Source organism: Kribbella monticola (assembly GCF_003261635.1).
In the GTDB taxonomy this organism is placed as follows: domain Bacteria; phylum Actinomycetota; class Actinomycetes; order Propionibacteriales; family Kribbellaceae; genus Kribbella; species Kribbella monticola.
On record NZ_QFXK01000091.1, the window covers coordinates 21,441 to 44,048 of the forward strand.

Consider the following 22,608-nt stretch of genomic DNA (forward strand, 5'->3'; position numbering starts at 1 on the left):
AATGGGTGTTGAGGAACAGCTTCCGGCCGGCGTACTGCTGACGACCATCGAGGGTCTGTCGGGATACATGCGCAAGGCATCGTTGTGGCCGGCAACCTTCGGGCTGGCCTGCTGCGCGATCGAGATGATGACCACGGGCGCGCCCCGCTACGACGCGGCCCGGTTCGGCATGGAGGTCTTCCGGGCCTCGCCGCGCCAGGCCGACCTGATGATCGTGGCCGGCCGGGTGAGCCAGAAGATGGCCCCGGTACTGCGCCAGATCTACGACCAGATGCCGAACCCGAAGTGGGTGCTGGCGATGGGCGTCTGCGCGTCGTCCGGCGGCATGTTCAACAACTACGCCATCGTGCAGGGCGTGGACCACGTCGTACCGGTCGACATGTACCTGCCCGGCTGCCCGCCGCGGCCGGAGATGCTGCTGGACGCGTTCCTGAAGCTGCACGACGACATCCAGCACGGGAAGCTCGGCGCCAACAAGAAGGCGCTGCAGTCCGAGCAGGAGACCGCGGCGCTGACCGCCGCGCCGACCCTGGAGATGAAGGGGCTGCTCCGGTGAGCGACCACCAACCAGAGAACCTGCCGGCGACGACGGCGGCCGGCGACGCTCAGACGCCGGCAGCCGAGGTGGTCGACCAGCGCGAGGGCATGTTCGGCGTCCGCGGTACCGGTGACACCTCCGGCTTCGGCCGGCTGCGTCGCCAGGTCGCGCTGCCGGGCGGATCGGCCAAGCCGTACGGCGGCTGGTTCGACGGCGCCACCGAGCGGCTCGAAGGGCTCGTCGGCGACGACGCGATCGAGAAGGTCGTGGTCGACCGCGGCGAGCTCACCCTGCACGTCGCCCGCGAGCGGCTGGTCGAGGTCGCCCAGCACCTGCGCGACGACGAGGCGCTGCGGTTCGAGTTCTGCTCCGGCGTCAACGGCGTGCACTACCCGAACGAGACCGGCCGCGAACTGCACGCGGTCTACCACCTGTTCTCGATCACCCACAACCGGCGGATCCGGCTGGAGGTGTCGGTGTCCGAGGCGGACCCGCACATCCCGTCGGTGGTCTCGGTCTACCCGGCCAACGACTGGCACGAGCGGGAGACCTGGGACTTCTTCGGCATCATCTTCGACGGGCACCCGGCACTGACCCGGATCCAGATGCCCGACGACTGGCCGGGGCACCCGCAGCGCAAGGACTACCCGCTCGGCGGCATCGACGTCGAGTACAAGGGCGCCGTCATCCCGCCGCCCGACACGCGGAGGTCTTACAACTGATGACCGATACACACACCGCCGACCCGTACGCGCAGGGTCGCGACACCACCGAGGGCAAGGTCTTCACCGTCACCGGGCAGGACTGGGACTCGGTCGTGTCCGGCCTCGGCGACGAGCCCGAAGAGCGCATCGTCGTCAACATGGGCCCGCAGCACCCGTCCACGCACGGCGTACTCCGGCTCATTCTCGAGATCGAGGGCGAGACGGTGACCGAGGCCCGCTGCGGCATCGGTTACCTGCACACCGGGATCGAGAAGAACATGGAGTTCCGGTCCTGGACCCAGGGCGTCACGTTCGTCACCCGGATGGACTACCTGTCGCCGTTCTACAACGAGACGGCGTACTGCCTCGCGGTCGAGCGGCTGCTCGGCATCGAGGACCAGATCCCGGAGAAGGCGAACGTGATGCGGGTGCTCCTGATGGAGCTGAACCGCATCTCGAGCCACCTGGTCTGCATCGCCACCGGTGGGATGGAGATCGGCGCGCTGACCGTGATGACGATCGGTTTCCGCGAGCGCGAGATGACGCTGGACCTGTTCGAGCTGATCACCGGTCTGCGGATGAACCACGCGTTCATCCGGCCGGGCGGCGTCGCCCAGGACCTGCCGGCCGGTGCGCTGGACAAGATCCGGGAGTACATCACCTGGATGAACAAGCACCTGCCGGAGTACGCCGAACTCTGCAACGCGAACCCGATCTTCAAGGCCCGCCTGCAGGACGTCGGCTACCTCGACCTGACCGGGTGCATGGCGCTCGGCATCTCCGGCCCGCCGCTGCGCGCGACGGGGTACGGCCTGGACCTGCGCAAGACCCAGCCGTACTGCGGTTACGAGACCTACGACTTCGACGTACCGACCTGGGACACCGCCGACTCGTACGGGCGCTTCCGGGTCCGGCTGCAGGAGATGCACGAGTCGCTGAAGATCGTCGAGCAGTGTGCCGACCGCCTGGCCAAGATGGAGGGCGAGCCGGTGATGGTGGCCGACAAGAAGATCGGCTGGCCGAGCCAGCTGGCCGTCGGCAACGACGGGATGGGCAACTCGCTCGACCACATCAAGCACATCATGGGCGAGTCGATGGAAGCGTTGATCCATCACTTCAAGCTGGTCACCGAGGGCTTCCGGGTACCGGCCGGCCAGGCCTACGTAGCGATCGAGTCGCCGCGCGGCGAGCTCGGCTGCCACCTGGTCTCCGACGGCGGCACCAAGCCGTACCGGGCGCACTTCCGTGACCCGTCCTTCTGCAACCTGCAGGCGATGCCGATCCTGTGTGAGGGTTCACAGGTCGCCGACGTGATCGTCGCCGTCGCCAGCCTTGACCCGGTGATGGGTGGAGTGGACCGCTAAATGGCCGAGAACCACACGACAGCGACGAACAAGACCGTGCCGTACAGCACGGGCGACTCGAAGATCACCGACACGACGATCGCCGAGCTGCGCGAGCTGGCCGGCCGGTACCCGGTCGCCCGCTCGGCCCTGCTGCCGATGCTGCACCTGGTGCAGTCGGTCGAGGGCCGGATCACCCCCGAAGGCATCGAGGCCTGTGCCGACGTGCTCGGGCTGACCGGCGCCGAGGTGTCGGCGGTGGCGACCTTCTACACGATGTACAAGCGCCGCCCGGTCGGCGACTACCACGTCGGGGTCTGCACCAACACGCTCTGCGCGGTGATGGGCGGCGACCTGATCTTCGAGCGGCTCAAGCAGCACCTCGACGTCGGCAACGACGAGACCACCGAGGACGGCAAGATCACCCTCGAGCACCTCGAGTGCAACGCCGCCTGCGACTACGCGCCGGTGATGATGGTGAACTGGGAGTTCTTCGACGACATGACGCCGGAGTCGGCCACCCAGCTGGTCGACGACCTGCGTGAGGGCACCGAGGTGAAGTCGCCGCGCGGTGCGACGATCTGCACCTGGCGCGAGGCCGAGCGCGTGCTGGCCGGCTTCCCCGACGGCCGCGCGGACGAGGGCCCCACCGGTGGCAAGGCCACGCTGGCCGGCCTGCGGCTGGCTCGCGAGCGCAACTGGACCGCGCCGGCCTCGAACCACAGCGGCGGTTCGCCGGAGTTGCGCGACACGGTCTCCCCGGAGGCCGCTTCGGGCCCGCGTCCGGGCGACCAGCCGGGCAAGGAATCAGGCACCGGATCCCCGGCGACTCCCGACTCGCGGAAAGAGGACTGATCACCGTGCTGACCCCGGTACTGTCCGACAACTGGGACCAGATCCGCTCCTGGCAGCTGGCGTCGTACCAGCGCTCCGGCGGTTACGACGCGCTGAAGACCGCGCTGCGGATGCAGCCGGCCGACGTCGTCACCGCGGTGAAGGACTCCGGCCTGCGCGGCCGTGGTGGCGCGGGCTTCCCGACCGGGATGAAGTGGTCCTTCATCCCGCAGGACAACCCGAACCCGAAGTACCTCGTCGTGAACGCGGACGAGTCCGAGCCGGGGACCTGCAAGGACATCCCGCTGATGCTCGCCTCGCCGCACACCCTGGTCGAGGGCGTCATCATCTCCGCCTACGCGATCCGCGCGTCGACGGCCTTCATCTACGTCCGTGGTGAGGTGCTGCACGTCGTACGCCGTTTGCAGCAGGCGGTCGAGGAGGCGAAGGCGGCCGGCTTCATCGGCACCGACATCCTCGGCACCGGCTACGACCTCGACGTGATCGTGCACGCCGGCGCCGGCGCGTACATCTGTGGCGAGGAGACGGCACTGCTCGACTCGCTCGAAGGTCGTCGCGGTCAACCCCGGCTGCGTCCTCCGTTCCCGGCGGTGGCGGGCCTCTACGGCTGCCCCACTGTGATCAACAACGTCGAGTCGATCGCTTCGGTTCCCGCGATCATCAACAACGGCCCGGACTGGTTCGCCTCGATGGGCACCGAGAAGTCCAAGGGCATGACGCTGTACTCGCTGTCCGGCCACGTCACCCGGCCCGGCCAGTACGAGGCGCCGCTCGGCATCACGCTGCGCCAGCTGCTCGACTTGGCCGGCGGGGTCCGCGAGGGCCACACGCTGAAGTTCTGGACGCCGGGTGGTTCGTCCACGCCGCTGCTGACCGGCGAGCACCTCGACGTACCGCTGGATTACGAAGGCGTCGGCGCGGCCGGCTCGATGCTCGGCACCAAGGCGCTGCAGATCTTCGACGACACCACCTGTGTGGTCCGGTCGGTGCTGCGCTGGACCGAGTTCTACAAGCATGAGTCCTGCGGCAAGTGCACGCCGTGCCGCGAGGGCACCTGGTGGCTGGTCCAGATCCTGGAGCGGATGGAGGCCGGCAAGGGCAGCGAGGAGGACCTCGAGACCCTGCTCGACCTCAGCGACAACATCACCGGCCGGTCGTTCTGCGCCCTGGCCGACGGTGCGACCGCGCCGATCACCAGCTCGATCCAGCACTTCAAGGACGAGTACCTCGCGCACTTCACCAACGGTGGCTGCCCGTTCGACCCGATGGCGTCCACCCTCTTCGCGACCGCTGGAGCAAGCGCATGACCATCCAAGCGAACCCGCCGGCCGGGGCCGAGGTCGAGAAGACCGACCTGATCACGGTCACCATCGACGACATCGAGGTGAAGGTCCCGAAGAACACTCTGCTGATCCGGGCGGCGGAGCGGATCGGCATCCAGATCCCGCGGTTCTGCGACCACCCGCTGCTCGACCCGGTCGGCGCCTGCCGGCAGTGTCTGGTCGAGATCACCGATGCCGGTAACGGCCGCGGTATGCCGAAGCCGCAGGCGTCCTGCACGATCACCGTCGCCGACGGGATGGTCGTCCGGACCCAGGTGACCTCGCCGGTCGCGGACAAGGCCCAGCACGGGATCATGGAATTCCTGCTGATCAACCACCCGCTGGACTGCCCGGTCTGCGACAAGGGTGGCGAGTGCCCGCTGCAGAACCAGGCGATGACCAACGGCGCCGGTGAGAGCCGCTTCAACGCGGTCAAGCGGACCTTCCCGAAGCCGATCAACATCTCCGCCGAGGTGCTGCTGGACCGCGAGCGCTGCGTGCTCTGCGCCCGCTGCACCCGGTTCTCCGAGCAGATCGCCGGTGACCCGTTCATCGCGCTGATCGAGCGCGGCGCGCTGCAGCAGGTCGGCATCTACGAGAAGGAGCCGTTCGAGAGCTACTTCTCCGGCAACACGATCCAGATCTGCCCGGTCGGCGCGCTCACCAGCGCGGCGTACCGGTTCCGGTCCCGGCCGTTCGACCTGGTCTCGGTGCCGTCGGTGGCCGAGCACGACGCCTCCGGTTCGGCGATCCGGGTCGACTACCGGCGCGGCAAGGTGATGCGCCGGCTGGCCGGTGACGACCCCGAGGTGAACGAGGAGTGGATCTCCGACCGCGACCGGTTCGCGTTCAACTACGCGTCGACCGGTGACCGGCTGACCCACCCGCTGATCCGCGAGGACGGCGAACTGCGGCCGGCTTCCTGGCCGGAGGCACTCACCTTCGCGGCGTCGAGGCTGACCGCCGCGCGCGGCAACGCCGCAGTACTGACCGGTGGTCGCCTGACGCTGGAGGACTCCTACGCGTACTCGAAGTTCGCGCGGGTCGCTCTCGGTACGAACGACATCGACTTCCGGGCCCGGCCGCACTCCGCCGAGGAGGCCGACTTCCTGGCCGCCGCGGTGGCCGGCACCGGACTCGGTACGACGTTCGCCGACCTCGAGCGGGCCGGTTCGGTGCTGCTGGTCGGGTTCGAGCCGGAAGAGGAAGCGCCGGCCGTGTTCCTGCGGCTGCGCAAGGGTGTCCGCAACACCGGTACCAAGGTCTTCACCGTCGTCTCGCTCGCGTCGCGGGGGATCGAGAAGCTCTCCGGCGTCGTCGTCCAGGCGTCGCCGGGTACCGAGGCCGCCGTACTGGGCGACCTCCGCAACACCGGTGAGGCCGGCGCCGCGGCGCACGCCTCGCTCGGTGCCGACTCGGTCATCATCGTCGGCGAGCGGCTCGCGACCGCGCCCGGTGCGTACTCCGCGGCGCTGCGACTCGCGCTCGACACGGGTGCCCAGCTGGTCTGGATCCCGCGTCGTGCGGGTGACCGGGGTGCGCTCGAGGCCGGTTGCCTCCCGGGTCTGCTGCCGGGCGGCCGCCTGGTCAGCGACGCGGCGGCACGGGTCGACCTGCAGGCCGCTTGGAACGTGGAGAGCCTGCCGAGTACGACGGGCCGGGACACCGGCGAGATCATCGCGGCGGCCGGATCGCTGCAGGCGCTGGTCGTCGCGGGTGTCGAGATCGACGACCTGCCGGACCCGGCGGCGGCACTGGCCGCTCTCGAAGCCGCGCCGTTCGTGGTCAGCTTCGAGGTTCGTACCTCGCAGGTCACCGAGCATGCCGACGTCGTCTTCCCGGTCGTACCGCCGGCCGAGAAGGACGGCACCTTCGTGAACTGGGAGGGCCGCGAGCGGCCGTTCCCGGTCGTGTTGAAGGTGCCGGTCGCGATGCCGGACGTGCGCGCACTGGCCGCGCTGGCCCAGGAGATGAACTCGTCGCTCGGGTTCAGCACCCCGGCCGGGGCGAAGAAGGAGTTCGACGAACTCGGCCGCTGGGACGGCGACCGGGCCGGCGAACCGTCGTACCAGGCCGGTCCGGCGCTCGGCGCGTTCGACTCGACCCGGCTCGCCACCTGGCGGATGCTGATCGACGACAGCCGCAGCAACGACGGCGAGCCGCACCTGGTCGCCACCGCGCGCAAGCCGGTGGCCAAGATCTCGCTGACCACGGCCCACCGGGTCGGGGTCGCCGACGGTGACGAACTCGTGGTCTCGACCGACGCCGGCTCGATCCGGCTGCCGGTCGTCATCACCGCGATGGCCGACAACGTGGTCTGGCTGCCGACCAACTCGGCCGACAGTCACGTCCGCCGGTCGTTGCACGCAGACCATGGCTCGATCGTGACGATCGCCGGAGGGAACGCATGAGTCTCATCCCCCTTGCAGCGCCGGCCGACGCCGGCGTCGGCCACGATCCCTGGTGGGTCGTGGGCATCAAGGTGCTGCTGATCTTCGTCTTCCTGGTCGTGCTGACCCTGTTCAACATCTGGTGGGAACGCCGGGTGGTGGCGCGGATGCAGCACCGGATCGGCCCGAACGTGCACGGCCCGTTCGGTCTGCTCCAGTCGCTGGCCGACGGTATGAAGCTGATGTTCAAGGAAGACCTGATGCCGAAGGGCGTGGACAGGTTCGTCTACGTCGCGGCCCCGGTGATCGTCTCGATCCCGGCCTTCCTGACCTTCGCGGTGATCCCGTTCGGGCCGACGGTGAAGATCCCGTTCACCGACACCTACACCCGGCTGCAGCTCACCGACCTGCCGGTCTCGGTGCTGTACGTGATGGCGATCGCCTCGATCGGCATCTACGGCATCGTGCTCGGCGGCTGGTCGTCCAACTCGACGTACTCGCTGCTCGGTGGTCTGCGCTCCAGCGCCCAGATGATCTCCTACGAGGTCGCGATGGGGCTGGCGCTGGTGACGGTGTTCCTGTTCGCCGGCTCGATGTCCACCTCGGAGATCGTCGCGGCACAGGGATCGCACCAGACGCTGCACCTGTTCGGCGCGGACATCCCGGTGCCGGGCTGGTACGCGTTCCTGCTCTTCCCGTCCTTCGTGATCTACGTGATCTCGATGATCGGTGAGACGAACCGCGCGCCCTTCGACCTGCCGGAGGCCGAAGGCGAGCTGGTGGCGGGCTTCCTGACCGAATACTCGTCGATGAAGTACGCGATGTTCTTCCTGGCCGAGTACATCAACATGGCGACCGTTTCGGCGCTCGCCACGACGCTGTTCCTGGGCGGCTGGCGGGCCCCGTGGCCGATCTCGATCTGGGACGGCGCGAACTCCGGCTACTGGCCGGTGCTGTGGTTCGTCGGCAAGATGATGTGCTTCATCTTCTTCTACATCTGGTTGCGCGGAACGCTGCCGCGACTGCGCTACGACCAGTTCATGAAGCTCGGCTGGAAGGTCCTGATCCCGATCTCGCTGGGCTGGATCCTGCTGGTCGCCACGGTGCGCGCGGTCAGCCGCGAGTCCAGCGGCTCCACCCAGCGCAGCTACCTGCTGGTGGTCGCCGGGGTCATCCTGCTGTTCGCGATCGTCCCGATGTTCCTGCCGCAGAAGAAGACCGAGCAGACCGAGCCGGTCACCGAGGCCGAGTTCGACGCCTTCGCCGGCGGCTTCCCGGTCCCACCACCTCTCGTCGACTCCAAGAGCGAGACAGATATTCGCAGCAAGGAAGGCAGCCGTGGCTAGCGTCAAAGAGTCCCTCTGGGACCCCGTAGCCGGGTTCGGCGTCACCTTCCGGACGATGTTCCGCAAGGTGTTCACCGAGCAGTACCCGTTCGACAAGAAGCCGACCGCGCCGCGGTTCCACGGCAGGCACCAGCTGAACCGCTGGCCCGACGGGCTGGAGAAGTGCATCGGCTGTGAGCTGTGCGCGTGGGCCTGCCCCGCGGACGCCATCTACGTCGAGGGCGCCGACAACACCGAAGGCGGCCGGATGTCGCCCGGCGAGCGGTACGGCCGGGTGTACCAGATCAACTACCTGCGCTGCATCCTCTGCGGACTCTGCATCGAGGCCTGCCCGACCCGGGCGCTGACGATGACGAACGAGTACGAGCTGGCCGACCGCACCCGCGAGTCCCTCATCTACGAGAAGAAGGACCTGCTCGCGCCGCTCCTGCCGGGGATGGAGGAGCCGCCGCACGAGATGCAGCTGGGCAAGTCCCAGACCGACTACTACCTCGGCCTGACCGGTTCGGCCGTCGTACCGCAGAGCGCCTCGGTCCACCCGGAGAGCTCGCTCAAGGGTGGTGCCGACCAGTGATGGTTCCCCTCGTCACCGGCGGCCAGGTCGCCTTCTGGATGCTGGCGCCGATCATGGTGCTGGCCGCGATCGCGATGATCCTGGTCCGCAAGGCGGTGCACTCGGCGTTGCTGCTGGCAACGGTGATGATCTGCCTCGCCGTCCAGTACGCCGCCCAGGACGCACCGTTCCTGTTCGCCGTGCAGATCATCGTCTACACCGGCGCGATCCTGATGCTGTTCCTGTTCGTGCTGATGCTGGTCGGCGTCGACGCCTCGGACTCGCTGGTCGAGACGATCAAGGGCCAGCGGCTGTGGGCCGGCATCGGCTTCCTCGGCATCGCGGTGCTGCTGATCTTCGCCACCGGCAACTCGTACTACGGTGACCCGGTCGGGCTCGGCAACGCCCAGCCCGACGGCAACCCGAAGGGCATCGCGCAACTGCTGTTCGGCAAGTACGTGTTCGCCTTCGAGGTCACCTCGGCGCTGCTGATCACGGCGGCGCTCGGCGCGATGATGCTGGCGCACCGCGAGCGGCTGACCAAGAAGCTGACCCAGCGCGACCACGCCGAGGAGCGGATCCGCAAGTACGCCGAACTCGGCGTCCACCCCGGCCCGCTGCCGACCCCCGGCGTACTGGCCCGGCACAATGCCGTCGACACCCCGGCGCTGCTGCCGGACGGGTCGATCGCACCGACCTCGGTTTCGCGAGTACTGCAGGCGCGTGGCACGGTGTTCCCCGAGACGGAGGAGCGCGAGGAGCTCGAGACGGTCCGCAGGATCGCCGACGGCGACGCGGGCGACGAGGTCCCGGCCGAGCCCACCGGCACGGACCTGACCGGATTCGGCGAAGGAGACAAGCTGTGAAGACAGAGCCGTACATCGTGCTCTCGGCGATGTTGTTCAGTATCGGCGCGCTCGGCGTGCTGGTACGCCGGAACGCGATCGTCGTCTTCATGTGTGTCGAGCTGATGCTGAACGCGACCAACCTCGCGTTCGTCAGCTTCGCCCGCCAGCACGGCAACCTCGACGGCCAGATCGCCGCCTTCTTCGTGATGGTGGTGGCGGCGGCCGAGGTCGTGATCGGGCTGGCGATCATCATGGCCATCTTCCGCACCCGTCGCTCGGCCTCGGTCGACGACGCCAACCTGCTCAAGTACTGAGGTAATCACCGATGAGTCATGAGCTGACGTGGCTGCTGGTCGCGATTCCGGCGGTCTCCGCGGCGATCCTGCTGATTGGTGGCAAGGCCACCAACGGCTGGGGTCACCTGCTGGGGACCGCGGCGTCGCTGGCGTCCTTCGTCTGCGGGGTCCTGCTGTTCTTCCAGATGCAGGGCAAGTCCGGCGAGGAGCGGTCCGAGACGGTCCGGCTGTTCGAGTGGTTCTCCGTCGGCAGCATCAAGGTGGATGTGACGCTGCTGGTCGACCAGCTGTCCATCCTCTTCGTGCTGCTGATCACCGGTGTCGGATCGCTGATCCACATCTACTCGATCGGCTACATGTCGCACGACCCGCGGCGGCGCCGCTTCTTCGGGTACCTGAACCTGTTCATCGCCTCGATGCTGCTGCTGGTGCTGGCCGCGGACTACCTGCTGGTCTTCGTCGGCTGGGAAGGCGTCGGCCTGGCGTCGTACCTGCTGATCGGGTTCTGGCAGCACAAGCACTCGGCCGCGACCGCCGCGAAGAAGGCGTTCGTTGTGAACCGCGTCGGTGACATCGGCCTGTCGCTCGCGGTGATGAGCATGTGGGCGCTGTTCGGCTCCTCGGCCTTCGCCAGCGTCAACGCCGGCGCCCAGGGGATGTCGAAGACGTGGGCGACGCTGCTCGGCCTGATGCTGCTGCTGGCGGCCTGCGGTAAGTCCGCGCAGGTGCCACTGCAGTCCTGGCTGCTCGACGCGATGGAGGGCCCGACCCCGGTCTCGGCCCTGATCCACGCGGCGACCATGGTCACCGCGGGCGTGTACCTGGTGGTCCGCTCGCACGCGATCTACGCGGTCACCGAGTCGGCCTCCACCGCGGTGGTGATCGTCGGTACGGTCACCGCGCTCGCCGGTGCGATCATCGGTTGCGCCAAGGACGACATCAAGAAGGCGCTGGCCGGTTCGACGATGAGCCAGATCGGCTACATGATGCTCGCCGCCGGCCTCGGCCCGGTCGGGTACGTGTTCGCGATCTTCCACCTGCTCACGCACGGCTTCTTCAAGGCCAACATGTTCCTCGGTGCCGGCTCGGTGATGCACGGCATGAACGACGACGTGAACATGCGCCACTACGGCGGCCTGGCGAAGTACATGAAGGTCACCTTCGTCACCTTCGCCTTCGGCTACCTGGCGATCCTCGGTATCCCGCCGTTCGCCGGCTTCTTCAGCAAGGACAAGATCATCGAGGCCGCGTTCGCGGACAACATCGTGATCGGTCTGTGCGCGCTGCTCGGCGCCGGCATCACCGCGTTCTACATGACGCGGGTGATGCTGATGACGTTCTTCGGCGAGAAGCGCTGGGAGAAGGACGTGCACCCGCACGAGTCGCCGGCCGTGATGACGGTCCCGCTGATGATCCTGGCGGCCCTGTCGCTCGGTGGCGGTGCGCTGTACTTCGCGGGTCACTGGATCGTCGACTGGCTGGAGCCGGTCGTCGGCCACGAGGAGGACCACGCTCCGGTCAGCGCGCTGGTGATGACGCTGATCACCCTCGCGGTCGTTGCCGTCGGCATCGTCATCGCGGTGCTGCTGTACCGCCGCGACATCCCGCGCGAGGCGCCTGTCCGGGTCTCGCCGGTCACCACCTTCGCCCGCCGTGACCTCTTCGGCGACGCGCTGAACGAGGCAGTCCTGATGCGCCCGGGTCAGTACCTCACCCGGACGCTGGTCTGGCTCGACAACCGGGGCGTGGACGGCCTGGTCAACGGCCTGGCCGCGCTCTTCGGTGGACTGTCCGGCCGGCTGCGCCGGTTCCAGACGGGCTTCGTCCGTTCCTACGCACTCAGCATGGTCTTCGGCGCCGCATTCGTGGTCGTCGCCCTCCTCGCGGTGAGGTTGTCGTGAACATCGGTTGGCTGACCCTGACACTGCTCCTGCCGTTCGTGGGAGCCCTGGCCACGATGGCCGTGCCGAAGTCGAAGGCCCTGCTGGCCAAGCAGGTCGCGCTCGGCTTCGCACTGGCGACGCTGGTGCTGACGATCGTGATCGCGATCGGCTACCACCGCAACGGCCCGGCCGACTACGCCGAGGACGTCACCTGGATCAAGGCGTTCGGCGCGCACTACGCGCTCGGCCTGGACGGCGTCGGGATCGTGCTGGTGGTGCTCACCGCGCTGCTCACCCCGATCGTGCTGCTCGCCTCCTGGAACGACGCGAAGACCGGTCGCTGGAGCGAGAAGTCCTTCTTCGCCTGGGTGCTCGGCCTGGAGATGCTGTCGATCGGCGTGTTCGCCGCCACCGACGTGTTCCTGTTCTACGTGCTGTTCGAGGCCACGCTGATCCCGATGTACTTCCTGATCGGTGGCTTCGGCGGCGCCCAGCGCTCGTACGCCGCGGTGAAGTTCCTGCTCTACTCGCTGCTCGGCGGGCTGCTGATGCTGGCCTCCGTGGTCGGCCTGTACGTCGTCTCGGCCAAGCACGGCGACCCGTCGTACCTGCTGGCCGACCTGGTCAAGGTGGACATGAGCCAGAACACCGAGCGCTGGCTGTTCCTCGGCTTCTTCTTCGCCTTCGCGGTGAAGGCGCCGATGGTGCCCTTCCACACCTGGCTGCCGGACGCCGCCGCCGAGGCGACGCCGGGTACGTCGGTGCTGCTGGTCGGCATCCTGGACAAGATCGGCACCTTCGGGATGATCCGGTTCTGCCTGGGCCTGTTCCCGGAAGCCTCGAAGTGGGCCACCCCGGTGGTCCTGGTGCTCGCCCTGATCAGCGTGCTGTACGGCGCGTTGGTGGCGATCGGGCAGACCGACATCAAGCGGCTGATCGCGTACACCTCGATCTCGCACTTCGGCTTCATCGTGATGGGCATCTTCGCGCTCACCTCGCAGGGCCTGACCGGATCGACGCTGTACATGTTCAACCACGGTCTCTCCACCGCGGCCCTGTTCCTGGTGGCCGGCTACCTGATCTCGCGGCGCGGATCGGCCCGGATCGCCGACTACGGCGGTGTCGAGAAGGTGGCTCCGGTGCTGGCCGGTACGTTCCTGTTCGCCGGGCTGTCCAGCCTGGCGCTGCCGGGGCTGTCGCCGTTCATCTCCGAGTTCATGGTGCTGGCCGGAACGTTCAGCAAGCACAAGGTGATCGCGGTGATCGCGGTCCTCGGCATCGTGCTGGCCGCGCTCTACATCCTGATCATGTACCAACGCCTGATGACCGGTCCGGTCCGGGACGGCATCGAGAAGCTCAAGGACCTGAACTACCGCGAGGTGTTCGCGATCGCGCCGCTGGTGGTGCTGATCATCGGCTTCGGCGTCTACCCCAAGCCGGTGGTCGACATCATCAAGCCGGCGGTCGAGTCGACGATGCAGCAGATGGGCGTCACCGACAAGGCCCCGCAGGTTCCCGTGACGGAGGGACAGAAGTGAGTGCAGTACTCATGCCGCTGGTAGCGCAGGCGTTGCCGCTGGCGGACTTCGTCAAGCCGAAGATCGAGTACAACGAGTTGGCTCCGCTGCTCGTCGTGTTCGGTGCGGCGTGTGTCGGCGTCGTCGCGGAGGCGTTCCTGCCGCGGGCCTACCGACACCTGGTCCAGGTCGCGCTCGCGATCGTCGCGCTGCTCGCGGCCGGCGTACTGACCGGGATCCTGATGCACGACAAGAAGTCCCTGGTCGCCGCGCAGGGTGCCATTTCGGTGGACGGCCCGGCGCTGTTCACCTGGATCATCCTGCTCGCGCTGACGCTGATCAGCGTGCTGCTGTTCGCCGAGCGCTCGATCGACGGTGGCCTGTCCGCCTTCGCCGGCCAGGCTGCCGCAGTACCGGGTAGTGAGGCCGAGCGGGAGGGCACCGCTGCCAAGGTCGAGCACAGCGAGATCTTCCCGCTGACGCTGTTCGCGGTCGGCGGCATGATGCTGTTCGCCTCGGCGAACGACCTGCTGGTGCTGTTCGTCGCGCTCGAGGTCTTCTCGCTGCCGCTCTACCTGCTCTGCGGGCTGGCGCGCCGTCGCCGGCTGATCTCGCAGGAAGCCGCGATGAAGTACTTCCTGCTCGGCGCCTTCGCCTCGGCCTTCCTGCTCTACGGCATCGCCCTGCTCTACGGGTACGCCGGAACGATGTCGCTGCCCGGTATCGCCGACGCGCTGGCCACCAAGACCGGCGGCGACGCGATCCTGCTCGCCGGTACCGGCCTGATCGGGGTCGGACTGCTGTTCAAGGTCGGCGCGGTCCCGTTCCACTCGTGGACGCCGGACGTCTACCAGGGCGCCCCGACGCCGATCACCGGCTTCATGGCGGCCTGCACCAAGATCGCCGCGTTCATCGGGCTGATGCGGGTCTTCTACGTCGCACTCGGTGGAACCCGCTGGGACTGGGCGCCGATGATGTGGGTCGTCGCGATCCTCACCATGGTGGTCGGCTCGATCGTCGCGATCACCCAGACCGACGTGAAGCGGATGCTCGCCTACTCCTCGATCGCGCACGCGGGCTTCCTGCTGACCGCTTTCGTCGGCCTGGCGCAGAGCGGCTCGGGCGTGACGAGTGGGATCACCTCCACGCAGGCGGTGCTGTTCTACCTGGTCTGCTACGGCTTCCCGACCATCGGCGCCTTCGCGCTGGTGACCCTGGTCCGCGACGCGGGCGGCGAGGCGACTCACCTGTCGCGCTGGGCCGGCCTGGGCAAGAAGTCGCCGCTGCTGGCGGGCATCTTCGCCTTCTTCCTGCTGGGCTTCGCGGGTATCCCGCTGACCGCAGGGTTCACCGGCAAGTGGGCCGTGTTCACCGCAGCCTGGACCGGTGGCGCTTGGCCGCTGGTCGTCGTCGCGGTGCTCTGCAGCCTGGTCGCGGCGTTCTTCTACGTCCGCGTGATCGTGCTGATGTTCTTCTCGGACCTGCCGGCCGACAGCCCCGACGTGGCGCTGCCCGGCTGGCAGACCACCACCGCTGTCGCTTTGGGGCTCGCGGCAACCGTCGTACTGGGCCTGGTGCCCGGGCCGGTGCTCGACCTGGCTTCGCGCGCGGGTGAGTTCATCCGGTGAGCACATCGCCTGCTGAGAGCCTGGGGTTCGAGTTCGTCGACGCGGCGCTCGAATCCCGGGTTCGTGCTGGGCTGGAGGCCGTCGAGCGCGCGCTCCGCGACTCCTCCCAGTCCGAGGCTGCCTTCGTGACGGAGGCAGCCCAGCACGTGATGGCCGCGGGCGGCAAGCGGTTCCGCCCGTTGCTGGTGCTGCTGGCCGCTGAGTTCGGTCCGTCGCCGGCTTCCTCGGAGGTCGTGGACTCGGCTGTTGTCGTCGAGCTCACGCACGTGGCGACCCTGTACCACGACGACGTGATGGACGAGGCTGCGCTGCGCCGGGGCGCGTCCACCGCGAACGCGCGCTGGGACAACTCGGTCGCGATTCTCACGGGGGACTGGCTGTTTGCCCGGGCCTCCGACCTGGTCGCTTCGCTCGGGCCGGAAGCGGTCCGCATCCAGGCGCGAACCTTCGGCCGGCTGGTCGAGGGGCAGATTCGCGAGACCCTTGGAGTGACCGAGGGTCAGGACCCGCTCGCGCACTACCTGTCGGTGGTCGCGGACAAGACCGGCTCGCTGATCGCTACTTCGGCGCTCTTCGGTGCTCGGTTCGCAGGTGCTTCTGAGGAGATCCAGGAGACGCTGCGCGCTTTCGGTGAAGAGATCGGCGCGGCTTTCCAGCTCGCCGACGACATCCTCGACGTCACCTCGGAATCGGGCCAGTCCGGCAAAACTCCGGGCACGGACCTGCGCGAAGGCGTACCCACGCTGCCGGTCCTCATCTTCCGCGCCCAGGCCGACCCCACGGACCCGGCCGACGCCCGGCTGCTCGAGCTGCTCGACTCGGACCTCACCGACGACGCCCGACTCGCCGAGACCCTCGCCGTACTGCGTGAGCACCCGTCGCTCCGCCAGGCCGAAGACGACGTACGCCGCCGAGCCGACGATGCCCGCAAACTCCTCGAGGACCTCCCCGTAGGCCCGGCCCGCGCGGCACTCGAGTCCCTCTGCGACATGGTCGTCACCCGCTCGGTCTGAAGCTCGTACGCCGACGCTGTCTCCCCTACCGCCAGTCCTGAGCAGCGAATCGAATGCCGGTGACCCGGTTCGCCTCGTCGCGGTTGAGGGTCAGCGCCGTGGCCGCGCCCGGAATCGCTTGAGCGGGGTCGGTGGCGGCCAGGTCTCGTAGCACCGGCCAGCGGCGGGTGTGGGTGGTCATGCTTGCTTGTCGGACGACGCGGGAGCGGGCCTGCTGGCCGAGTCGGGCGACGTCCCCTGGGACGTCGAGCATGATCAGGTGGAGTGGACGGTTGGCGCGCTGGGCGGCTCGGCCGATCAGATGCCTTGCCAGCGGGCGGGTTGCGCAGTCGTGGATGACGAGCGCACCGTCGGAGCGGATGGCTCGTAGTACGCGCAGGTAGTGGGTCAGGTGCAGAAGTGGGCGCCAGACGGCGTACGGGATGGGGCGGAGTAGTGGCATCCAGCGATCCCGGAGGTGTTCGGAGTCGAGGACACGTACGGTGCCTGGATCGCGGAAAAGCCTTCTGAGCAAGGTGCTTTTGCCGGCGCCGGGGATGCCGGCGACGACGACGATCGAGTTTTCGGGGTAGTGGAGTTCGGTGGTGCCCAGGTCTTGGCGGGCACTCGGTGGCATGAGCAGAACAGTCACGGGAGCCTCCCATCGGCCTTTCCCCGAACAACGGGAGGGGTGATGGGAGGCGTTCCGTGATCAGGGCTCAGAGCGCTAAGAACTCGATGAGAATCGGCTGAGGACTAGCGGCCGGTCCAGGCAGGGCTGTTGACGTAGTGGTTGTCGTAGAGGTCGCTGGTCGCGGCGAGTTCGGCCGGGTCGGTCTCGCCGCGGTACACGCCTTCGAGTAGGCGGTAGTAGTCGAAGCGCGGCTTGGCGTGCGTGAGAACGAAGAGCACCTCGGCGTCCGTAGTACCGGCTGCTTCGAAGGCGTGTGCGGTGTTCGGCGGTACTACGAGGAAGTCGCCTTGCCCCAGTGTGATCAGGTCATCGCCGGTGAGAACGCGGAGACTGCCGTTGAGAACGAAGAACATTTCGGAGGCCTCCTTGTGCAGGTGCGGGGGAGCTCCTTCCTTGCCCGGCTTGAAGATCGAGCGGTGGCTGGTGAGGTGGCCGCTCGTGGCCGGGGTGTCGGCGAGCAGGGTGACGCCGCTGGCTTCGAGTACCTCGGCGTCGGTCGAGCGGACGAGAACGGTCATGGCTTTCTCCTCTTGTTGTGGATGGCAAATATCCAGAATTACCGCATGGTGAGATCGGCGGGAATGCCCGTCGGGCTCAGGACTTGAGGTTGGCGAACCAGTGGCGGGTGTTGTCGGCGCTGTCGGGGTAGGCCGACTCGACCTGGGCGACGATGTCGGCGACGGTCTGGCTCGCCAGTTCGCGCCGGTAGGTGAGCTCGGCCTTGCGCATGGCCTGCGAGACCAGGCAGGTCTTGCGGTAATCGGCCTTCGGGTTGGCGCCCGGGCCGGCGTGCAGGATCTCGGTGCATCTGAAAGCGTCGTCGGCGCCGTCGATCGCGATTACGACGTCGAGCAAGCTGATCTTGTCGGGCCGCCGAGCCAGCTGGAAGCCGCCCTTGGGTCCCGAGGTAGAGCTGAGGATGCCGGCTTTCGCGAGGGCCTGAAGCTGCTTGTTGAGGTAGGCGGCCGGTAAGTCGTAGAACGCAGCGAGCCGCTTCGCGGTCACCGCCTCGCCCGGAACGAAGCACAGATTCACACAACTGTGCAGCGCCCACTCCACGCCCTCGTTCATCTTCATAACCTGGACATTACACATCCAGAATCAGAACCGCAACTCCGATTGACTGACACGATGTTCTCTCAGCTGAGACGCTGTATTAGTACAGCTGTCAGACCGCTGTGGCGGTTACTTGTTCCGGGGCTGGGCGGCGGCGGGCTGCTAGGCCGCTGGTGGTGAAGATGGCCAGCGCCAGCCAGACGAGGGCGAAGCCGGCCCAGCGCATGGGGGACATCGCTTCGTGGAAGACGAGGACGCCGACGATGAACTGCATGATCGGGGCGATGTAGTTGAGCAGGCCCAGTGTGGTCATCGAGACCCGGGTTGCCGCGGAGCCGAAGAGGAGTAGCGGTACGGCGGTCACCGGGCCGGCCAGTACGGCGATCGCCAGGTACCCCGGTCCGTGATGGGTGACCGTGCTGTTGCCCTGGATCGCCAGCACGATCAGGGTGATCACGGCCAGCGGGGCGACGGTCGCGGACTCGATCGCCATTCCCTCGATCGCGCCGGCGTCAGCCTGCTTCTTGGTCAGCCCGTAGAAGCCGAACGAGAAGGTCAGCACGATCGCGACCCACGGCGGCCGGCCGTTCTCGATGGTCAGCCCGACCACTGCGATGAACGCGACCCCGAGCGCCACCCACTGTCCGACCCGGAGGCGTTCGTGCAGGATGACGACGCCGAGCAGCACGGTGAACAGCGGCGTGATGAAGTAGCCGAGCGACGTCTCGACCACGCGGCCGTGGTTGACGCCCCAGATGTAGGCGCCCCAGTTGACCGAGATCAGCACTGCCGCCACCATCAACGCCCAGCGACTGCGTGGATTCCGCAGCAGTTCCCGCACCCGGCCGTACCGGCGCGTGGCAACCACCAGAACCGCGATCGTGAGCACGGCCCAGACGATCCGATGGGCCAGCACCTCCACCGCACCGGACCGGTCGAACAGTTTCCAGTACAGCGGGAACAGGCCCCACATCAGATAGCTGAGGACCCCGTAGACAAGGCCTTTTCGCTGTTCGGGCACGACCGCGAGTCTAGACCCGCGGTCATTGGTGTCCAAGGAGTTTGCTCATGACGTGAGATGGGCTGGCGTGATGAGGTTGGATAGAGGGGTGAACACGAGGAGGCTCGCGTGGCTGTGAGGACCGGTTTGGTCTCGGTGACGTTCCGGCAGTTGGCGGTCGAAGAGGTCGTCGAGGTGGCCGACCAGGCCGGGCTGGCGGCGATCGAGTGGGGTGGCGACGTGCACGTCCCGCTCGGCGACCTGCCGGCCGCCCGGAAGGCGCGGGCGCTCTGCGAGGACCGTGGCCTGGCGATCGCGGCGTACGGGTCGTACCTGCGGGCAGGCAGTGTCGACCGCGAGGAGATCCGTACTGCGGTCACCACCGCGGTCGAGCTCGGCGCGCCGCGGATCCGCGTCTGGGCCGGCACGGTCGGTACGGCGGAGGCCGGCGTGGGCGACCGGATGGCGGTGACCCGGGGGCTGGCGGAACTCGCCGACGTGGCCGCCGGATCCGGGATCGAGATCGCGATGGAGTTCCACCGCAACACGCTCACCGACGAGGTGGACTCGACCATCACCTTGCTGCTGGACGTCGGCGCGCCCAACCTCACGACGTACTGGCAGCCCCCGGTGGATCTCGACGACGCCGAGTGCCTGCAGCAACTCGAGGCGCTGATGCCCTGGTTGAGCACGGTGCACGTCTTCTCCTGGTGGCCGTCGAACAACCGGCTCCCGCTGGCGGCCCGCGAGTCGCTGTGGCGTCCCGTCCTCGACCGGCTCGCCGCCGAGCCGCGCGAGATCAACGCGCTGCTCGAGTTCGTCGCCGACGACTCGGTCAGCCAGCTCACCACCGACGCCGCGGATCTGCACTCCTGGGTCTGAGGCCGGGCCGCGGGCGATAGCATGGCGGGTCCCCGCAGTGGGTTCACCGGCAATGTGCAGGAGACATGGCTCAGTACGCGTTACTCATTCTTCCGTCGACCAATCGGGTGTACGCCGAGTCGTCCACCGAGCTGACGATGGCGGAGCTGGCCCTGTTCGGCCGGACCGCGCTCGAGACGCCGGTCGACGACATCGCTCGTACGACGATCGGCGGCGTCCCGTACGTCACCTTCGAGGCCGACGACCTGACCGAGGCCGACGCGGCCAAGCTGGCCAACCTGTCGTCGATCTACGCGCTGTTCCGCTTCGACGGGAAGCTGCTGGAGCCCGTCCACCTGCAGTCGCTCGATCGGCTCGACAGCGACCTGATCACCATCCCGAAGTACCAGGGCAAGACCAACGAGCTGTTCACCAAGCTGCTGCTGAACGTCACGCTGCTCTCGTCGGACTTCGCCGGTGACCTGCTGGAGCGCAAGTTCTCGGTGATCGACCCGCTGTGCGGACGCGGTACGACGATGAACCAGGCGCTGATGTACGGGTTCGACGCGGCCGGGGTCGATGTCGATCGCAAGGACTTCGAGGCGTACGGGACCTTCGTGCAGACGTGGCTCAAGCGCAAGCGGCTCAAGCACGAGGCCGAGGTGATCCGGGTCCGGCGCGACGGCCGGGTCGCGGCGCACCGATTGCAGGTGTCGTTCGGGCTCACCAAGGAGGACTGGAAGGCGGGCGACAAGCTGAACCTCAGCTACGTCAACGCCGACACCACCAAGGCCCTGGACTTCTACAAGCCTGGCACCTTCGACCTGGTGGTGACCGACGCGCCGTACGGCGTGCAGCACGGCAGCCGTACTGCGGAGAGCGGGTTGCACCGCAGCCCGATCGACCTGCTGAAAGCTGCTGCTCCGGTCTGGGCGAGGCTGTTGCGCCGAGGCGGCGCACTCGGCATCGCCTGGAACACCAACGTCGCCAAGCGCGACGCGGCGATCGAGATCCTGGCCGGCGCCGGACTCGAGCCGCTCGACGACCCGCCGTACCAGGACTTCGTCCACCGCGTGGACCAGGCCATCGTCCGCGACATCCTGATCGCCCGCCGACCTTCTTAGCCCGGGCTGCTCTGCTCAGTCGGCGGGTAGGTAGAGGCCGATCATCAAGGTGCCCCGGGTGGGAGTGCTGCCGACCGGGCGGGCCTCGACCTGGCCGGCGGCTTGGGCTTCGACCGCGACCGACTTCAGGCCGGCCAGCGGTCCGTCGCCGGGGCCGACGGTGAAGGTCTGGCCTCCTGAGACCCCGGCGATCTCGAAGGTGTGCAGTTCGGGGACGTCGAGCGTTCCGAAGACCACGACGAACGGCTTGAACGCCGGCGTCTGGAGGCTCACGCCCGGCTGGGCCTGCGACTTGGCGAACTCCGTGGTCATGCTGTCGGCCCAGCGATAGAGGTGTCCCTGGTGCTCGATGAGCGCAGGAAAGGACACGTCCGGCTTGGTGAAGATCGGCCGGTCGTCCGAGCGGCTGTAGATGCCGAAGCCGACCTGCTGATCGGGTGAGACCGACGGTATGCCGTTCAGGTCGACGATCTCGGCGCTGATGTTCGCAGGTCGCGTCGGATCTGCGAACAGCTTCTTCGCGGTCAGCCGGGCGGTCACGATCGACCCGGGGTCCGTGGCCGGGTAGGAACTGCAGTCCTCGGTCGTGATCACCCGGCCGTCGATGCGCAGGACAACCTTCCGGCCATCTTCGCCTCGAGCGATCGGGCGGTCGCAGAACACCCTGATGTCGACCTGCCGATCGCCTGGAACCCAGCGCAGAGTGGCCGCTCCTTGGCCGACCTTGCCGACCGTCGCGGCCTGCAGGGCATCACCGGCGACCTCGGCGCGGTACCGGATCCCGTTCTGGACGTGGTCCTTGCCCGAGGTCTTGGGCGCCTGGCTCGGCAGGCCGTCCGACGGCTCGGTCGGTCGCATCGACGGACTCGAGGCCGGGGGCGCATCGGTGACGACTCGAAGGCCGTTGCCTAGAGCAACTAACGCGATGACGGCGACGACTGCCGAACCAGCGGCGGTGGCTATGGCGCGGCGACGACGGAGCTGGGCCCTGCGCCGTCGTACGGCGAGCAGCGGGACCGGTTGGGTCGGGTCGATCTCTGTGGCCTGGTCGTGCAGGTGATCCCGCAGGTCGTTGAGGCTCATGACTGCTCCCTGGCGGCGTCGAGGAGGGCGGGGTCGATCCGGAGTTTGGCCAGCGCGCGACTGGTCTGGCTCTTCACCGTGCCGACCGAACAGCCGAGGATCCGGGCGGCCTCAGCCTCCGTCAGGTCCTCGTAGAACCGGAGCACGATGACGGCGCGCATCTTTCGCGGCAGCCGGCGGAGGGCCTCACCGAGGTCGGTGCGGTCGTCGGCGCCGAGGTGATTGGTGGTGGGGGTGTGGGGTAGGTCGGCGGTCGGGTACTCGCTGTTCCAGCGGCGGCGCCACCAGGACGTGTAGGTGTTCACCAGCGTTCGGTGCACGTACGGCGCCGGGTCGTCGATCCGCCGCCAGACGGGCCAGCATTTCGCCAGCACCGTCTGCAGCAGATCCTCGGCGAGGGCGCGGTCCTGGGTCAGCAAGTAGGCCGTCCGCAGCAACGCGGCATAGCGAGCCACGACGAAGTCCTCGAACTCCACGCCCTCGCTCATCTCTTCCACCACGATCTCCACACCGCCTACCAGCGGTCAAACCCCCGAAAAGGTTGCATCACTCCGATGGCAAACAGACAGCGAGTG

The 22,608-nt window shown here is 67.8% G+C and carries 22 protein-coding genes; 16 read left to right on the top strand and 6 right to left on the bottom strand.

Going from position 1 to position 22,608, the window contains the following annotated elements; all coding sequences use genetic code 11:
- Window position 1 precedes the first annotated feature (1 nt).
- Genes DIZ26_RS35645 through DIZ26_RS35710 form a run of 14 tightly spaced genes read left to right on the top strand, consistent with a single transcriptional unit; the run spans window position 2 to window position 16,236 of the window.
- Complete coding sequence (locus DIZ26_RS35645) at window positions 2–556, top strand: NuoB/complex I 20 kDa subunit family protein (protein ID WP_112248988.1); 555 nt, start codon at window positions 2–4, stop codon at window positions 554–556.
- Window positions 553–1,260: an NADH-quinone oxidoreductase subunit C gene (locus DIZ26_RS35650; protein WP_112248989.1), complete on the top strand. Its 708-nt coding sequence runs from the start codon at window positions 553–555 to the stop codon at window positions 1,258–1,260. Before DIZ26_RS35645 ends, DIZ26_RS35650 begins: the two co-directional genes overlap by 4 nt.
- Window positions 1,260–2,606 carry an NADH-quinone oxidoreductase subunit D gene (locus DIZ26_RS35655; protein WP_112248990.1) on the top strand — a complete coding sequence of 449 codons (1,347 nt, stop codon included), beginning with the start codon at window positions 1,260–1,262 and terminating at the stop codon, window positions 2,604–2,606. The genes DIZ26_RS35650 and DIZ26_RS35655 overlap by 1 nt, the downstream gene beginning before the upstream one ends.
- Window positions 2,607–3,440: an NADH-quinone oxidoreductase subunit NuoE gene (nuoE, locus tag DIZ26_RS35660; protein ID WP_198676468.1), complete on the top strand. Its 834-nt coding sequence runs from the start codon at window positions 2,607–2,609 to the stop codon at window positions 3,438–3,440.
- The gene (gene nuoF, locus DIZ26_RS35665) at window positions 3,437–4,747 is read left to right on the top strand and encodes an NADH-quinone oxidoreductase subunit NuoF (protein ID WP_198676480.1); all 1,311 of its coding nucleotides are present in this window, start codon (window positions 3,437–3,439) and stop codon (window positions 4,745–4,747) included. The genes nuoE and nuoF overlap by 4 nt, the downstream gene beginning before the upstream one ends.
- A complete protein-coding gene (locus tag DIZ26_RS35670; protein WP_112248992.1) occupies window positions 4,744–7,173 on the top strand; it encodes an NADH-quinone oxidoreductase subunit G in 2,430 nt (809 codons plus the stop codon). Before nuoF ends, DIZ26_RS35670 begins: the two co-directional genes overlap by 4 nt.
- Complete coding sequence (nuoH, locus tag DIZ26_RS35675) at window positions 7,170–8,498, top strand: NADH-quinone oxidoreductase subunit NuoH (RefSeq protein WP_112248993.1); 1,329 nt, start codon at window positions 7,170–7,172, stop codon at window positions 8,496–8,498. The genes DIZ26_RS35670 and nuoH overlap by 4 nt, the downstream gene beginning before the upstream one ends.
- A gap of 55 nt (window positions 8,499–8,553) precedes the next feature.
- Window positions 8,554–9,072, top strand: a complete 519-nt coding sequence (gene nuoI, locus DIZ26_RS35680; protein ID WP_232828917.1) for an NADH-quinone oxidoreductase subunit NuoI — start codon at window positions 8,554–8,556, stop codon at window positions 9,070–9,072.
- A complete protein-coding gene (locus tag DIZ26_RS35685; protein ID WP_112248995.1) occupies window positions 9,072–9,917 on the top strand; it encodes an NADH-quinone oxidoreductase subunit J in 846 nt (281 codons plus the stop codon). The genes nuoI and DIZ26_RS35685 overlap by 1 nt, the downstream gene beginning before the upstream one ends.
- Complete coding sequence (gene nuoK / locus DIZ26_RS35690; RefSeq protein WP_112248996.1) at window positions 9,914–10,213, top strand: NADH-quinone oxidoreductase subunit NuoK; 300 nt, start codon at window positions 9,914–9,916, stop codon at window positions 10,211–10,213. The genes DIZ26_RS35685 and nuoK overlap by 4 nt, the downstream gene beginning before the upstream one ends.
- An 11-nt stretch (window positions 10,214–10,224) precedes the next feature.
- Window positions 10,225–12,096, top strand: a complete 1,872-nt coding sequence (nuoL, locus tag DIZ26_RS35695) for an NADH-quinone oxidoreductase subunit L (RefSeq protein WP_112248997.1) — start codon at window positions 10,225–10,227, stop codon at window positions 12,094–12,096.
- Window positions 12,093–13,616, top strand: a complete 1,524-nt coding sequence (locus DIZ26_RS35700) for an NADH-quinone oxidoreductase subunit M (protein ID WP_112248998.1) — start codon at window positions 12,093–12,095, stop codon at window positions 13,614–13,616. The genes nuoL and DIZ26_RS35700 overlap by 4 nt, the downstream gene beginning before the upstream one ends.
- Before the next feature lie 11 nt (window positions 13,617–13,627).
- Window positions 13,628–15,223 (top strand): NADH-quinone oxidoreductase subunit NuoN, encoded by a 1,596-nt coding sequence (gene nuoN / locus DIZ26_RS35705; protein WP_112249094.1) that lies wholly within the window; start codon window positions 13,628–13,630, stop codon window positions 15,221–15,223.
- A 20-nt stretch (window positions 15,224–15,243) separates the two neighbouring features.
- Entirely contained in the window at window positions 15,244–16,236 is a 993-nt protein-coding gene (locus DIZ26_RS35710) for a polyprenyl synthetase family protein (protein WP_112249095.1), read from the top strand.
- Between the two features lie 25 nt (window positions 16,237–16,261).
- Here DIZ26_RS35710 and DIZ26_RS35715 read toward each other — a convergent pair whose 3' ends face one another.
- The 4 genes from DIZ26_RS35715 to rarD all read right to left on the bottom strand — a co-directional run bounded on the left by DIZ26_RS35715 (window position 16,262) and on the right by rarD (window position 18,986).
- Window positions 16,262–16,867: an AAA family ATPase gene (locus tag DIZ26_RS35715; protein WP_112248999.1), complete on the bottom strand. Its 606-nt coding sequence runs from the start codon at window positions 16,865–16,867 to the stop codon at window positions 16,262–16,264.
- Window positions 16,868–16,971: 104 nt separating this feature from the next.
- On the bottom strand, window positions 16,972–17,427 hold the full coding sequence (locus DIZ26_RS35720) for a cupin domain-containing protein (RefSeq protein WP_112249000.1): 456 nt from the start codon (window positions 17,425–17,427) through the stop codon (window positions 16,972–16,974).
- 76 nt (window positions 17,428–17,503) lie between these two features.
- On the bottom strand, window positions 17,504–17,986 hold the full coding sequence (locus tag DIZ26_RS35725; protein WP_112249001.1) for an RrF2 family transcriptional regulator: 483 nt from the start codon (window positions 17,984–17,986) through the stop codon (window positions 17,504–17,506).
- A gap of 91 nt (window positions 17,987–18,077) precedes the next feature.
- The gene (gene rarD, locus DIZ26_RS35730) at window positions 18,078–18,986 is read right to left on the bottom strand and encodes an EamA family transporter RarD (RefSeq protein WP_112249002.1); all 909 of its coding nucleotides are present in this window, start codon (window positions 18,984–18,986) and stop codon (window positions 18,078–18,080) included.
- Window positions 18,987–19,094: 108 nt separating this feature from the next.
- Here rarD and DIZ26_RS35735 point away from each other — a divergent pair, with 108 nt between their 5' ends.
- The gene (locus DIZ26_RS35735) at window positions 19,095–19,847 is read left to right on the top strand and encodes a sugar phosphate isomerase/epimerase family protein (protein ID WP_112249003.1); all 753 of its coding nucleotides are present in this window, start codon (window positions 19,095–19,097) and stop codon (window positions 19,845–19,847) included.
- Window positions 19,848–19,912: 65 nt separating this feature from the next.
- On the top strand, window positions 19,913–20,950 hold the full coding sequence (locus tag DIZ26_RS35740; protein ID WP_112249004.1) for a TRM11 family SAM-dependent methyltransferase: 1,038 nt from the start codon (window positions 19,913–19,915) through the stop codon (window positions 20,948–20,950).
- Between the two features lie 15 nt (window positions 20,951–20,965).
- Here DIZ26_RS35740 and DIZ26_RS35745 read toward each other — a convergent pair whose 3' ends face one another.
- Together DIZ26_RS35745 and DIZ26_RS35750 are read right to left on the bottom strand one after the other, a co-directional pair.
- Window positions 20,966–22,033: a hypothetical protein gene (locus DIZ26_RS35745; RefSeq protein WP_112249005.1), complete on the bottom strand. Its 1,068-nt coding sequence runs from the start codon at window positions 22,031–22,033 to the stop codon at window positions 20,966–20,968.
- Window positions 22,030–22,521 carry a SigE family RNA polymerase sigma factor gene (locus DIZ26_RS35750; RefSeq protein ID WP_112249096.1) on the bottom strand — a complete coding sequence of 164 codons (492 nt, stop codon included), beginning with the start codon at window positions 22,519–22,521 and terminating at the stop codon, window positions 22,030–22,032. The genes DIZ26_RS35745 and DIZ26_RS35750 overlap by 4 nt, the downstream gene beginning before the upstream one ends.
- Window positions 22,522–22,608: the final 87 nt, after the last annotated feature.